General features: G+C 53.7%; 11 protein-coding genes. 2 read left to right on the top strand and 9 right to left on the bottom strand.

All coding sequences use genetic code 11. From position 1 onward, the window contains the following. Window positions 1–87: 87 nt before the first annotated feature. Entirely contained in the window at window positions 88–2,652 is a 2,565-nt protein-coding gene (locus tag QJ036_RS00775; RefSeq protein ID WP_331487451.1) for a cation-translocating P-type ATPase, read from the bottom strand. Between the two features lie 162 nt (window positions 2,653–2,814). Between QJ036_RS00775 and QJ036_RS00780 the strand changes: the two genes are divergently transcribed. Continuing rightward, window positions 2,815–3,696, top strand: a complete 882-nt coding sequence (locus QJ036_RS00780) for an alpha/beta hydrolase (protein WP_283229520.1) — start codon at window positions 2,815–2,817, stop codon at window positions 3,694–3,696. Window positions 3,697–3,786: 90 nt separating this feature from the next. Here QJ036_RS00780 and QJ036_RS00785 read toward each other — a convergent pair whose 3' ends face one another. Together QJ036_RS00785 and QJ036_RS00790 are read right to left on the bottom strand one after the other, a co-directional pair. Beyond that, on the bottom strand, window positions 3,787–7,536 hold the full coding sequence (locus QJ036_RS00785) for a phosphoribosylformylglycinamidine synthase (RefSeq protein WP_283229521.1): 3,750 nt from the start codon (window positions 7,534–7,536) through the stop codon (window positions 3,787–3,789). A gap of 54 nt (window positions 7,537–7,590) precedes the next feature. Continuing rightward, window positions 7,591–8,310: an MBL fold metallo-hydrolase gene (locus QJ036_RS00790; protein WP_283229522.1), complete on the bottom strand. Its 720-nt coding sequence runs from the start codon at window positions 8,308–8,310 to the stop codon at window positions 7,591–7,593. A gap of 216 nt (window positions 8,311–8,526) precedes the next feature. On the opposite strand from QJ036_RS00790, the gene QJ036_RS00795 reads away from it, so the two are divergent. After that, window positions 8,527–9,330, top strand: coding sequence for a CPBP family intramembrane glutamic endopeptidase (locus QJ036_RS00795; RefSeq protein ID WP_283229523.1), 804 nt, complete (start codon window positions 8,527–8,529; stop codon window positions 9,328–9,330). A 30-nt stretch (window positions 9,331–9,360) separates the two neighbouring features. On the opposite strand, the gene QJ036_RS00800 is transcribed toward QJ036_RS00795, so the two are convergent. From QJ036_RS00800 to rbr, 6 genes are all read right to left on the bottom strand, one after another. Next, window positions 9,361–10,176 (bottom strand): sigma-70 domain-containing protein, encoded by an 816-nt coding sequence (locus QJ036_RS00800; protein ID WP_283229524.1) that lies wholly within the window; start codon window positions 10,174–10,176, stop codon window positions 9,361–9,363. 77 nt (window positions 10,177–10,253) lie between these two features. Then, entirely contained in the window at window positions 10,254–11,126 is an 873-nt protein-coding gene (locus QJ036_RS00805) for an amidohydrolase family protein (protein WP_283229525.1), read from the bottom strand. 15 nt (window positions 11,127–11,141) lie between these two features. After that, window positions 11,142–11,771: a uracil phosphoribosyltransferase gene (gene upp / locus QJ036_RS00810; protein ID WP_283229526.1), complete on the bottom strand. Its 630-nt coding sequence runs from the start codon at window positions 11,769–11,771 to the stop codon at window positions 11,142–11,144. Window positions 11,772–11,788: 17 nt separating this feature from the next. Beyond that, entirely contained in the window at window positions 11,789–11,971 is a 183-nt protein-coding gene (locus QJ036_RS00815) for a DUF6472 family protein (protein WP_283229527.1), read from the bottom strand. Next, entirely contained in the window at window positions 11,972–13,900 is a 1,929-nt protein-coding gene (locus QJ036_RS00820; RefSeq protein ID WP_283229528.1) for an NAD(+) synthase, read from the bottom strand. It abuts the gene before it with no gap. Between the two features lie 86 nt (window positions 13,901–13,986). Next, window positions 13,987–14,583 carry a rubrerythrin gene (gene rbr / locus QJ036_RS00825; protein WP_283229529.1) on the bottom strand — a complete coding sequence of 199 codons (597 nt, stop codon included), beginning with the start codon at window positions 14,581–14,583 and terminating at the stop codon, window positions 13,987–13,989. Window positions 14,584–14,681: the final 98 nt, after the last annotated feature.

Here is a 14,681-nt window from a genome sequence, read left to right on the forward strand (position 1 = left end):
TTCTTTCGCACACAATTAATCATACCCTTTTCACTTATTCATTTCAAGCATAAATTGAGAAGCATAAAAACGAACTGTCCGGTTTCGTCACCTTTCAAAGAGGACCAGAAGCTCGTGGGCAAACAGAGGCATGGCCGAGAGAACAGTGAGCATCAGCCATTCAGAAAGCTCCAGGTGACAGGTTCCGAAAATGCCGATAAAATACGGAATCTCCGTCACCAGAAGCTGAAGGGAAAATCCCACAAAAAAGGCCAGCAGCATCAGCCTGTTGTTGAAATGCTTCATCCGGAAAACAGAAGTCTCCACATCCCGCATGCCGACGGCATGGAACAGCTGGGAAATTCCCAGAACCGTAAAGGCGTAGGTCTGACAACGGCCAAGTAAAACACGGTCTGCCATCAGCCCTTCCAGATTACGCAACGTGACCGGACTTCCCTCCCTGAGAAGCTGCCCGATGGGAAGCTGAAGGAAGGCCGTTGTGCTGATAAACGCGATCAACAGACCGTACAGTACCGTGCAGCCAAGGCCGCCGTGGGCAAAGAGACTTTCCTCCCTGGATCTGGGCGGCCGTTTCATATAATTCCTGTTTCCGGACGGGTCCACCCCCAGAGCCAGTGCCGGCAGGGAATCGGTGATCAGATTGATCCACAGGATATGGCTGGGCTTCAAAGGAGAGGGAATCCCCAGAGCAATGGCCGCCAGCATGGTAATGATCTCTCCGAAATTGGAGGACAGGAGAAAGAGCACAGATTTTTTTATATTCTCGTAGATTCCCCTTCCCAGTGCAATGGCCTTTGCTATGGTCGCAAAATTATCGTCGGTCAGCACCAGATCCGACGCATTTTTTGCCACATCCGTCCCGTTTAACCCCATGGCGACCCCCACGTCAGCCGCCTTCAGAGAAGGAGCATCGTTGACTCCGTCCCCTGTCATGGCAACGATCTCCCCTGCCTTCCGGTATGCCGACACGATCCTCACCTTGTGCTCCGGTGCCACATGAGCAAATACGCGGATCTGGGGAAGACGTTTTTTCAAAACTTCCTCCGACAGCCCGGAAAGCTCCTCTCCGGTCATACACTCCTCCGCCTTTTTTGCAATGCCAAGCTCCCTTGCAATAGCAAAGGCGGTATCCTCCCGGTCGCCGGTAACCATGACGGTTTTCACCCCGGCTTCCCGGAATTCCTCCACTGCCGCCCTTGCCTCCGGGCGGACCGGATCCGCCATTCCCGCCAGTCCCACAAAGGTCAGCTCCTGTTCCCTGGTCCGGTCCGCATCGGGATACATGGCCACAGCCAGGACCCGAAGCGCCTCCCCGGAAAACAATTCCAGAACACGGCGGATCTTCTTCTTCTCCCGCTGCTCCAAAGGCATCTGCCTTCCCTCTTTCAGAAGAAACCGGCACCGCTCCAGCACCTCATCGGGAGACCCCTTTGTGTAGGAGATCTGGCTTCCCTGGCAGGAATGAAAGGTCGTCATCATTTTCCTGGACGATTCAAAGGGAATCTCCCCTCTTCTCGGCATGCTCCGTTCCAGCTCATGGCGATATATCCCGTGGGCTGCAGCCATGTCAAGAAGGGCCAGCTCCGTCGGGTCCCCGAGGCGGACCGCCTCCTTTGCTTTTCCGCCTCTGGTAAGCTCCCCGTCATTGCAGAGGACAAAGCCTCTCATAAAATGGCTGTTCTTCTTTGGATCCAGAACCTCCGGCCTGCAGATTCTGCCTTCCGTGAAGCACTTAACCACTGTCATCCTGTTCTGCGTCAGTGTACCGGTCTTATCGGAGCATACCACACTGACACAGCCCAGCGTTTCCACGCTGGGAAGCCGTTTGACAATGGTGTTGACCCGGACCATCCGTGAAACGCTGAGGGCCAGCACCATAGTAACAATGGCCGGAAGTCCTTCCGGCACCGCTGCCACCGCCAGGGAAATGGCCGTGATCAGCATTTCCGGGACATTCCTCCTCTGCAGCACTGCGATCAGGAACAGGACCACGCAGAGGATCACGGACACGACACTCAAAATTTTCCCCAGATCTGCCAGCCGCTTCTGAAGAGGCGTTTTCTCCTGCCTGGTGTTTTTCAGCATGCCGGCGATCTTCCCGATCTCCGTGTCCATGCCAATGGCCGTCACCATTCCTTCTCCCCGTCCGTAGGTGACGTTTGTGGACATGTAGGCTCTGTTATGCTTCCCCGTATCCTTCTCCACCGGAACCGATTCCCCGGTCAGGGCTGATTCCTCGATCTTCAGATTTACCGCTGATTTTAAAAGCAGGTCTGCCGGGACCTGCCTTCCTGCCTCAAGACAAACAATATCTCCGGGAATCAGGCTTGCCGCCGGAACCTCCATGATCCGTCCCTGCTCCTTTAAAAGTGCTCTGGGACTGGACAATTTTTTAAGCGCTTCCAGTGCCCGTTCTGCCTTCCCCTCCTGCAGCACCCCGATAAAGGAATTGAGGCAGATGACTGTCAAAATGATCATCATGTCCCCGTACTCTCTAAGGAGAGCGGAAACAGCCGCAGCCACCATCAGAATATAGATCAGAGGACTGTTCAGCTGTTCCAGGAACCGTCCCGCCAGCCTGGGCTTTTTCTCTTCCTCCAGCACATTCATTCCCCGTCTGTATCCGGACGTCTTTCTTTTCTTCTCCGACACCTGTTTTCCTCCCAATTTCCAAATGGACCCGCAGTATCGGTGAACAGGTGCCGATACGCTCTGTTAACCGACGCTGCTATCAAAAAATATGAGGACAGGCGGAAAAATATGTGTTATGATGCTTATAAATAAAGAATCTCATATGGCAGGAAAGGAGTTTCTATGCCCAGCATTATCAGTACCATTTCGTATCAATATAAAAAGCGGACCAACGCCCGCAATGATTTAAAAAAACAGCTTTCTTCCCTGAGCCACGGTTCCCTTCACCAGATGACACCGCCGGAGATCATGAAAAGAAAGCACCGGATCCAGGCAGACGCCTGCTTCGGCCGCCCTGTCTATTATATGAATTTTGAAAAAGCCGGAGAGCTGCCCTGCGTTCTGTATCTTCACGGAGGTGCCTTTCTCACCGGCCTCCAGAAAAAGCACTGGCGTTTTATAAGCTCTGTGCTTTCCGGTTCGGGATATCCCATGGCTGTGGCGGATTATCCCCTGATTCCCGAAAACACTCACAGACAGATCCTTGCCTTCTGTCTGGAGACCTATAAAACCCTGCTGTCCCGATGCCCACACGGCATCATTCTCATGGGGGATTCCGCCGGAGCAAATCTCTGCATGGTCCTTGCCCAGCAGGCCGAAAGGAAAGGGCTTGCGAAGCCCAAAAAGCTTCTGCTGCTCTCCCCCTTCCTGGATGCCAGCGGCAGCAATTCCATCAAAAATGTCCTGACTCCCAGAGATCCGGTGCTGGAGACAGACAGCATCCGGGAAGCAGCTCTTCTCTATGCCGGCAGCCGTTCCCTGGAAGATCCGCTCATCAGTCCGGTCTTCGGTTCCATGGAAGTTCTTCCGGAAGTGATCATATGGACCGGTGACAATGACATCCTGTATGCAGATGCTCTTCTGTTGAAGGAACGCCTGAAGGAGGCACGCGCCCCCTATCACATGTACACCTATCCCTGCATGGTCCACGACTGGATGCTTGACCTGCTTCCCGAGTCCCGTACTGCCCTGCGTCAGATCATCCGCACCATTCAAGAGCGCTGAGCGGGACGGCCTCACAAAAAACATCTGAACTCTCCCATTTACAAAACCGGCCGGAGGCGATCCCTCCGGCCGATTTTTATCTGACTTTTTCTATTTGAAATATTCCACACCGGATTCAAAGACCTTCAGATCCTGTTCTCCGTAAATGTTGATGGCAACGGAATCATCCCGGCGCTCGATGTGAGCCATCTTGCCGTAAATCCTTCCGTCGGGGCTGGTAATACCCTCGATAGCCTGGTAGGAACCGTTGGGATTCCATGCCTCATCCATGGTAGGCTCGCCGAACTCATTGACATACTGAGTGGCTACCTGGCCGTTCTCGAAGAGCTTTGCAAGCCACTCGTCGTTGGCAACAAAGCGTCCCTCTCCGTGGGAAGCCGGCGTGCAGTATACACCGCCAAGCTCTGCCTGTCTCAGCCAGGGAGACTTGTTGGAAACCACCTTGGTGTAGACCATCTTGGAAATGTGGCGTCCGATGGTATTGTAGGTCAGGGTCGGAGAATCTGCCTTCTGCTGACGGATCTCACCGTAAGGCACAAGTCCCAGCTTGATCAGTGCCTGGAAGCCGTTGCAGATACCGAGCATCAGACCGTCTCTCTCATTGAGCAGCTTCTGAACTGCCTCGGTGATGCGGGCATTCCGGAACGCCGTCGCAAAGAATTTTGCGGAGCCCTCCGGCTCATCGCCTGCAGAGAAGCCGCCGGGGAACATAACGATCTGCGCCTGGGAGATGGCTTTTTCAAAGATCTCCACAGAATCGCGGATATCCTCCGCCGTAATATTCTTCAGAACCCTGGTGACCACGTTGGCGCCGGCCCGCTCAAAGGCCTTGGTGCTGTCATACTCGCAGTTGGTGCCGGGGAATACCGGAATAAATACCGTAGGCTTAGCCACTTTATTCTTACATACATATACGCTGTCTGCTTTGTAAAGGCTGTTCTTTACCTCAGTCTGCTCCACTCCGGAAACGGTGGGGAATACCTTTTCCAGAGGTGCTTCCCAGGCCTTCTGCGCATCCGCAAGAGCAATGCTCATGGTGCAGTATTCGATGGCAGCCCGGTCAGTGACCTCACCGATGACGGTGTAGCGCCCGGACAGCTGAGATACCTTGTCCGCAGGAACCTCGGCCACGATGTTGCCCCAGCCTGCTGCAAACAGATCCTCAGGAGCTACATTGTGCTCGATCTTCACACCCATGCGGTTTCCGAAGGCCATCTTTGTCACAGCCTCAGCTACGCCGTGACGCTCCACCTCATAGGCGGATATGATCTTACCGGCCTTGATATCTTCAAAGATCCTGCCGTACTGGTCCATGACCTGGCCATATACAGGCATATCGAATTCATCTCTGTCAATGGTAAAGAGTACCAGCTTGTTTCCTGCCTCTTTAAGCTCAGGAGTGATGACAGTCTTATCGCTGGCCACATCCACTGCGAAGGACACCAGAGTGGGCGGAACATCCAGCTCGTTGAAGGAACCGGACATACTGTCCTTGCCGCCGATGGAAGGAAGGCCGAAGCCAAGCTGTGCATCGTAGGCACCGAGGAGTGCGGAGAAGGGCTCGCCCCAGCGCTCCGGATCCTCTGTCATTCTGCGGAAATACTCCTGGAAGGTAAAGCGGATCTTTCCGTAATCGCCGCCTGCCGCCACGATCTTCGCCACAGAGGATACCACCGCATAAATAGCACCGTGGTAAGGGCTCCAGGAGGAAAGGTAAGGATCAAAGCCGTAGCTCATCATGGTAACAGTATCCGTCTTTCCTTTGAGAACCGGCAGCTTGGCCACCATGGACTGTGTCTCAGTCATCTGATATTTTCCGCCGTAGGGCATATATACGGAGCCTGCGCCGATGGAGCTGTCGAACATTTCCACCAGACCCTTCTGGGAGCAGACATTGAGATCCTTCATGGTCTCCATCCATTTTGCTTCCACATCGGAAACCGGTTCCTTGTCAAAGGGATTTCCGGCTCTGCAGGGAACCTTCACAGTCACATCCGTCTCCTGATGAGCACCGTTGGTATCCAGGAAGGCTCTGCTCAGATCAACAATGGTCTTTCCTCTCCAGGACATCACAAGGCGGGGAGACTCGGTCACCTCAGCCACCGGAATGGCCTCCAGATTTTCCTCATTGGCAAAGGCCAGGAACCTGTCCACATCCTTTTTGTCAACAACCACAGCCATACGCTCCTGGGACTCGGAAATGGCGATCTCCGTGCCGTCCAGACCGGCGTATTTCTTCGGTACCTTATCCAGATCGATGACAAGGCCGTCTGCCAGCTCGCCGATGGCTACGGACACGCCGCCAGCACCGAAATCGTTGCATTTCTTGATGATCCGGCTGACCTCTTCCCTGCGGAACAGTCTCTGGATCTTACGCTCAGTAGGTGCATTTCCTTTCTGTACCTCAGCGCCGCAGGTCTCAATGGACTTTTCTGTGTGGACCTTGGAGGATCCGGTGGCACCGCCGCAGCCGTCACGGCCGGTACGGCCGCCCAGCAGGATGATGATATCGCCCGGATCGGAGGTCTCGCGGATCACTGCACGTCTGGGAGCTGCCCCCATCACTGCGCCGATCTCCATTCTCTTGGCGGCATAATTGGGATGATAGATTTCTTTTACATAACCGGTTGCCAGACCGATCTGGTTTCCGTAGGAGCTGTAGCCGTGGGCCGCTCCGCGGACCAGCTTTTTCTGGGGAAGCTTGCCCTTCATGGTCTGGGAAACAGGCACTGTGGGATCGGCGGCGCCGGTCACACGCATGGCCTGGTACACATAGGTACGGCCAGACAGGGGATCACGGATGGCTCCGCCCAGGCAGGTGGCAGCTCCGCCGAAGGGCTCGATCTCAGTGGGATGATTGTGAGTCTCATTCTTGAAGTTCACCAGCCATTCCTCGGTGACACCGTCGATCTCCACAGGCACCACAATACTGCAGGCGTTGATCTCGTCGGATTCCTCCTGATCAGCAAGCTTGCCTTCTTTTTTCAGCTTTCTCATGGCCATCAGCGCCAGATCCATCAGGCAGACAAACTTGTCGTCCCGCCCCTTAAAGATCTCGGCCCGGTCAGCCATATATCTGTCATAGGTGGCCTCCATGGGCTTTCTGTAATCGCCCTCGCCAAAGGTCACATTCTTAAGCTCCGTCTGGAAGGTGGTATGACGGCAGTGGTCGGACCAATAGGTGTCCAGCACACGGATCTCCGTCATGGACGGCTCTCTCTTCTCCTCATTTTTAAAATAATTCTGGATATGAAGGAAGTCCTTGAAGGTCATGGCCAGATTCAGGGAATCGTAAAGCTCCTTGAATTCCTTCTCCTCCATCTCGGCAAAGCCCTCAAAAATCTTCACGTCAGCAGGCTCGTCAAACTTCGCAATGAGAGTCTCCGGCACCTCCTCGGAAGCCTCACGGCTGTCCACCGGGTTGATGCAGTGCTCCTTGATCGCCTCCTTCTCGGCCTCCGTCAGGATTCCCTCGATGACATAGGTAGTTGCACTTCGGATAACGGGCTCCTCATTTTCATTCAAAAGCTTCACACACTGCTCCGCAGAGTCTGCCCGCTGGTCAAACTGTCCCGGCAGATATTCTACGGAAAACACCGTATCCTCCGGCTTTCTCTCAAAATCGCCCTCATAAAGGATGTCCACCGGCGGTTCGGAAAAAATCGTTCCCCTGGATCTCTCATAAGTATCCTCGGACAGATTCTCCACATCGTAGCGGATCAGGACACGCACATTTTTCACTGTGCTGATCCCCAGATAGCTGCCGATCTCCTCCTTAAGCTCCTTCGCCTGAACGGCAAAAGGCTTTTTCTTCTCCACATAGATACGTCTTACGCTCATAAGTACCTCCATGCCTTCCTGTGTTTTATAAAATGTATGATTAAAAACTGTTTCTTACAAAAGCCGGTCTGCGGTGAATACAAGCTCCGATTTCCCGCAGCCATCCTCAAAGCTGCTCCGATAAGTCTCAAAGCCTATGGTATCTGCCTTTGTCCCCTCATCCACCTTCAGATTTTCGATATTGCGGATATGCGCTTCTATCTTTTCCTTCGGATACTTCCGGCTGCTGTGGCCGCAGAGATACCAGGAAAAATCCACCTGCATGGTCTCCTTCAGTGTCTCATAAAGCTCCCTCATGGACAGCGCACCGTAATTGAAAAGCCATAGTTCTTCATTGAGGGCATCCCCTGCGATCAGAAGTTTCTCCTCCTTCAGAAGAAGCCCGATGGAGCCCTTCGTGTGTCCTGCCAGCGAGATGACCTCCAGATGGACATCTCCCAGGGAAAGACTGCTCCCCACCTGTATGTCCCTAAGCTCACAGGTCCGTTCTTCATGCTCCTCGAAGTGTTCTATGACATCCCACTCATCCTTCCGGGCATACACCACATCAAACCAGTGGTTGCCTCCGATATGATCCGGATGCCCGTGACTGTTGATCACCAGATAGGGGGTGGAAACATGTGCCTCCACAAACGCCCGCAGATTTCGATTCCCGTACCCGGTATCGATGAGCGCTGCCAGTTCGCTGCCTCTCACAAGCGTACAGAAAACTCCGTGGTCCTCTTCGATCTGCCAGACCCGATCACTGATCTTCGTACAGGAAAACAGCTCCATGTCGTCTCCTTTCCATTATACACCTGCCATACTTTCTTGTCATTTTATTTTGGCAGTTGTCCGTTCCTATCATATTTCATTTTCTGCGGAAAGTCAATTTCCCAGTCGCAAATTCAGGGCAAATCGGAGAAATTCGGCCATTTCACAAAAAACCATCCGTTGACAGCCGCTTCCCTCTCCGATATGATAGAACCATCACGCCTTCGGAGGAAGCTCATGAACACGATTCTTAAAAAGCTGCTCACCATACTCTGTTTTCTTGTTTGTCCCGTTCTGCTCTATGAGCTGATCGTGTTTTTCATAGCCGGTCTTTTTAAGGTCCTGCTTCTTTCCCTGGAGGCAGATTCTGCTGCCGCCCTGTTCCTCAACAGGAATCTGCCCCTTCTGTATTCCGGTATCGGTGCTTCCCTCGCCGCCCTGATCCTGGGCTTTCTTTATCTGAGCTTTAAAAAACAGACCGGAGTTCCGTCTTCTGCGCGGACCTTTCCGGTCTATGGATATTTCTATGTGATTTTTCTCGGAGCCGCAGGGGCCATCTTCTTCAATCTCCTGCTGGAGCTTTCCAGGCTTCCCGAGCTTTTTCCCACCACTGAGACCATCCGGACAGTCACAGAGGCTTCCCATCCCATGATCTATTTTCTGGTGGTCTGCCTGATCATTCCCGTCACCGAGGAGCTCTGCTTCCGCGGACTGGGCTTCTTTCACCTGCGCAGGCAGTTCAGCTATCTGACCTCGGCCCTTCTCACTGCCCTGGCCTTCGGCATCTTCCACGGCAATGCCCCTCAGACCCTTTACGGCTTCTGCATGGGGATCCTGCTGGCTCATACGGCCGAATCCTGCCAGAACCTGTTTTCCCTCTTTCTCTTTCACTGGTCCGCCAATGTGGTATCCTTTTCCTTTCTCGGACGCCCCGCCGAGCAGACGCTCATGTACTCTCTGCCCATCCTGGGTCTTTCCGGAATCGCCTGCGTGTGGCTGTATTACCGGGTGAGAGGATTAAAAGGAGAGCCCATTTCATAAAGAGCCCCTTTCAGCTTCCGTGGATAATGGTTATTCTTTCTCTTCCCCGAAGGACTCGCCCGTCCCGTTGGCCTCCACCACGGACAGGGCATCCATGGAGATCTTCATGATATCCTTCGTCATATCTTCACTGAGGTTCATTTTTTTCGCCACCTCGGCGAGAGTCGCCTCCCGTCCCAGTTCCTCCACAAGCTCCTCCGTCGCCTTCATGATGGCATTGGCCTGGGCGGCCAGATAGCTTCCTGTGTCAGCCTGGCCGGTCTGCTCCGCGAGGACAGCCTCCATGGCGCTGCAGATCTCCCTTGTGATATGGACGCCGAAATCTCCGCCGTCAAAGGATTCCATGGCCATGAGAAGGGCCATGTTTCCCTCCTGCACCAGGTCTGCCATGAGTACGCCCCGGCCGGCGTATTCCTTTGCCAGCTCCACCACCCGGGCAAGATGGCCCTCTGCCAGACGGTTCCTTGCCGCCCGGTCGCCGGATGCCAGCGCCCCGAGAAGCATATCCAGCTCCTGCTCCCGGATCTCCTCGATGGCAGCAAGCTCCTCCAGATACATCTGATAGCATCTGGAATCCTCACCGGTCAGTTTTTTCGCAGGAGCCTCCTTTTCCCGCTCTTCCTTTCCGCCCTTCAGATAGGAAATACTTTCCTTGTCGCTGTCATGCCCATCTACCGAGATCTGATTCAGTTCCAGGTAACTGTAGATCAGATTCCATTGATCCTCCGAAAGCTCCCATCCCGAAAAACACTCTCTGATCTCCTGCTCGGTCACCTTAAGTCCGGAGCCCTTTGCCAGGAGAAGAAGCTCACCCAAAGCCTCCTTAAATGCTGCCTGCTGTTCCATAATCTGTCCTTTCCTGCTTTCTTTCCACACTTAAGCAGCCCTCTGCTGCTCCTGTCGTCACTGAAACGCCGTATCTTCTAATGCCGGCGGAATTTTTCCTTGATAATCGCCTCGGAAGTCTCCAGAATTCCGTCGAGGCGCGGTTTATCCCCGTCTGCTGCGGCAAGAAGGTATTCATACTCGCTGAAAAGTCCCTCCACATGGGGAACCGTCACAGCCCCTGCATCGCTTCCCAGGCCCACATGGACTCCCATGGCAAATGCCTTTCGCACGTTATCTGTCTGCATTGCCACGATCTTAGCGATCACGGTTTCATCAAACAGCCCCTTTCCAGCCAGATTTCCCACCGGGGAAATCGTGGGGATCCAGACCGTATCCCGCTCTGCCAGAAGGGAAAGCTCCTCCTCTCCCATATAGGCGCCGTGTTCAATGCTGTCCACTCCGCTTAAAATGGCATCACGGATCGTTTCCGCCCGGTTCACATGAACCATGACCGCGAAGCCTTCTTCATGACAAATGTGAACCAGCTCCTTCATTTCCGTGCCGGGAAGACCTGTCCCCGTGATCCTTCCGTATGTATTAAAATCCAGGAGTCCCGAAAACATGATCTTGATAAAATCCGCCCCGGCCTTCGCCGCCTTTTTCACCAAAGCGGCAAACTCCGGCAGTGTCTCATATTCCAGTCCGACAATGCTGCCGTAATGGCCTTTTTTGTGAATGGCAAATACCGGGGAGCGGTAATCGATCCCATACTCCCCGGCAATCCCTGCTGCATAAGATGCCACTCCCAGATAATCGCCGCCCTCTCTGAAGAAGGTGATCCCAGCATCCCGATAAGCCGCAAGGCGGTTTTGTACCACCTCCTTGTCAACTCCGTTTTTGTGGCGAGCCACAGCTTCTTTATAATTGACGCCGTTCATAAAAATATGTCCGTGGCATTCTCCGAACATTGCAATACTTCCTTCCTACTTGGTTCCGAAAATCCGGTCTCCGGCATCGCCCAGACCGGGACAGATATACGCATTTGCATTGAGCTCTCTGTCCACATGTCCGCAGTAGATCTGCACATCGGGATGGGCCTCTCTCAGCCGTTTGATTCCCTCGGGAGCGCCGATAATGCAGAGGAATTTGATCTGCTTTCCGCCCCGCTCCTTGATAAAGTCAATGGCCGCCACCGCAGAGCCGCCCGTTGCCAGCATGGGATCCACCACCGTCACAAGACGCTGTCCGATGGACTCCGGCAGCTTGCAGTAATACTCTCTGGGCTCATGGGTCTCCGGATCTCTGTAAAGTCCGATATGGCCCACCTTTGCCGACGGCACAAGAGTCAGAATTCCGTTGACCATGCCAAGGCCGGCGCGGAGGATCGGAACCACCGCCAGCTTCTTTCCGGAGATCATCGGCGTTTTACAGGTCTCGATGGGAGTCGTCACCTCCACCTCCTCCATGGGCAGATCCCGAAAGGCCTCATAGCCCATCAGAACTGCGATCTCTTCCACCAGCTTACGGAACTCATTGGTTCCTGTCTGGTAATCCCTCAGCATGGAGATCTTGTGCTGAATCAGCGGGTGATCCATAATAAATACGTTTTCCATATGTACCCCTTTCCGGCTCACATCTGTTTCCGCACAATCTGATACTCGTCGTCCAGCTGGTAGTAAGGGCAGTCGGAAAAGCTGCTCCTTAAAAACCGTTCCATCTCGTCCTCGTCCAGATTGGCCTCACAGACGTAATAGCCATAATCCTCATCGTATATATAGTTTGCACAGCTTTCACAATTTGATATCCGGCCCATTTATTGTAATGCCTCCACTTCCGAAAGCCACAGTCTGGCACAGGCATCACTGGGCATCCGCAGATCTCCTCTGGGAGAAACCGCCACGCTTCCCACCTTCGGCCCGTCAGGCAGACAGGAGCGCTTGAACTGCTGGGAAAAGAATCTCCGGTAGAAGGTATTCAGCCATTTTAAGATGGTATCCTTCTCATAAATACCTTCGAAGGCGATCTTTGCCAGCCGGTAAATCTTCGCCGGCCGGTAGCCGAACCGAAGAATGTAATAAAGGAAGAAATCATGAAGCTCATAAGGCCCCACAATATCCTCTGTTTTCTGAGAAATCTTTCCGTCCTCCGGCGGCAGAAGCTCCGGGCTCACCGGGGTATCCAGAATATCGAGAAGGATCCCCTTAAGGACCTCATCCCCGCAGGTATCCGCATAATAGCGTACCAGATGGCGCACCAGCGTCTTGGGGACGGAGGCATTCACCCCGTACATGGACATGTGATCGCCGTTGTAGGTGGCCCATCCGAGAGCCAGCTCCGACATGTCGCCGGTACCGATCACCATACCGCCGCCCTTGTTGGCGATATCCATAAGGACCTGGGTCCGCTCTCTGGCCTGGCTGTTTTCATAGGTGACCGAATGATCAGCCGGATCATGGCCGATATCCTCAAAATGAACGGTCACCGCCCGGCGGATATCCACCTCTCTCAGCTTTGCCCCCAGGATCCTGGTCAGCTGGCAGGCATTGGTGTAGGTCCTGTCCGTGGTTCCGAAGCAGGGCATGGTCACCGCCGTGATACAGCTTCTGGGAAGATCCAGAAGATCAAAGGCCCTGGCTGTTACCAGAAGAGCCAGCGTGGAATCGAGGCCGCCGGAAATTCCCACCACCGCATTTTTGCAGCCTGTGTGGGCAAGACGCTTTTTCAAGCCCATAGCCTGGATGGAAAGGATCTCCTCGCAGCGCCTGTCCCGATCCTCCTTATTCCCCGGCACAAAGGGAGCCGGGTCCACAAAACGCTCCAGCTTCAGAGGCTCCTTTCCGAGAGCAAAGGAGACCTTCATATAGCCTGTATCATCCATGGGACCGAAGGTGGTCTGTCGGCGTCTCTCATTGCGGATCCTTTCCAGATCCATATCAGCACAGAGAAGACCGCCTTTAAACCGCGCCGACTCTCCGAGAAGAGTTCCGTCCTCATAGATCAGATTATGGGCCGCAAACACCAGGTCTGTGGAGGATTCCCCCTCGCCGGCGTCCGCATAGATATATCCGCACACCAGTCTGGCCGACTGATTGCCGATGAGACTCCTCCGGTAAATGTCTTTGCCCGTGGTCTCATCACTGGCCGAGGAGTTGACAATCAGCGTGGCTCCTGCCAGCGCGTGACGGTTGCTGGGCGGATTGGGGATCCACACATCCTCACAGACCTCCGCACCGATGATCAGCTCCTCCATATTCATGCAGGTGAACAGAAGCTTTGTGCCCATGGGAATAAAGTCAACCATTCCGCTTGCCAGCTCCACCTTTTCCATGACAGGGCTCTCATTTCCGCTTTTGAAATGTCTTGCCTCATAAAATTCCGAATAATTGGGGATGGCCGTTTTGGGAACAAGCCCCAGGATCTGACCGTCCTTCAACGCTGCCATCACGTTGTAAAGCTGACCGGCCCGCATCCAGGGCAGCCCCACAAAGATCAGCATGTCCCAGTCCTTCGTATGATCCGCCAGCACGGAAAGCTCCCGCCTCGCCGCGGCCAGCAGCGTATCCTGCAGAAACAGATCGCTGCAGGTATAACCGGTCAGACAAAGCTCCGGAAATACAAGGACCTTCACCTGTCTGGCCGCCGCCGCCCGGCAAAGCTCCTCGATCTGATTTCTGTTGTACTCCGGATCCGCAACCCGAATGTTCGGTGTGGCGGCTGCAACTCGAATAAATCCCTGCTCCATACCTTATTCTCCCTTATCAATTCCGTATGAATCGTATTACCTCAGTCCATTATAGAATACCCTTATGCAAAAAGCAAACAGAACCGTCAAAGAAATGGCGCCATCTCCAGTCTGACAAAATATCCCTTGTCATGGCTGCAGACGGGACATTTTTCCGGCACCCTGGTCCCGGTATAAATATAGCCGCAGCTTAAACACATATAGCTGATCTCCCTGGAGGTCTCAAACAGCTGGTTTCTCTCCATCAGCACGGCAAACTGATCAAACCGATCCCCATGGATTTTTTCAATCTCCGCAATATTCCGGAAGCTGGCCGCCACAGAAAGGAAGCCTTCCTCCTCGGCGGTCTTCGCAAAAACCGGATATACCGTTCCATACTCCTCATATTCATCATGCTTCGCCGCCTTGAGAAGGCTCAGAGTATCGTCATAGCCTTCAATGGGATAAGTCCCGTCGATTTCCAGATTTTCTCCGGTCAGTTCCTTCAGATGCTTATAAAAGACCTCCGCGTGCTCCCGTTCCTGTTCCGCCGTAAAAAGAAAGACCTGCTGGACCACATACAGCTTCTGCTCCTTCGCCTTACCGGCCGCAATGGTATAACGGTTTCTTGCCTGGCTTTCCCCGGCAAAGGCCCGAAGCAGGTTTTTCTTCGTCTCACTGTCCTTAAGATTCATTTTTGCCATCACAAAACCTCCTGGAAATAAATGTCTTCCGCCTGCCGGCGGGTTAAAGTTCGTTCATTTCCAGTATGCACCAGTAAAAGCAGATTATACTTCTTTTT

This window comes from Fusibacillus kribbianus, assembly GCF_030053595.1.
Classification (GTDB): domain Bacteria; phylum Bacillota; class Clostridia; order Lachnospirales; family Lachnospiraceae; genus Lientehia; species Lientehia kribbiana.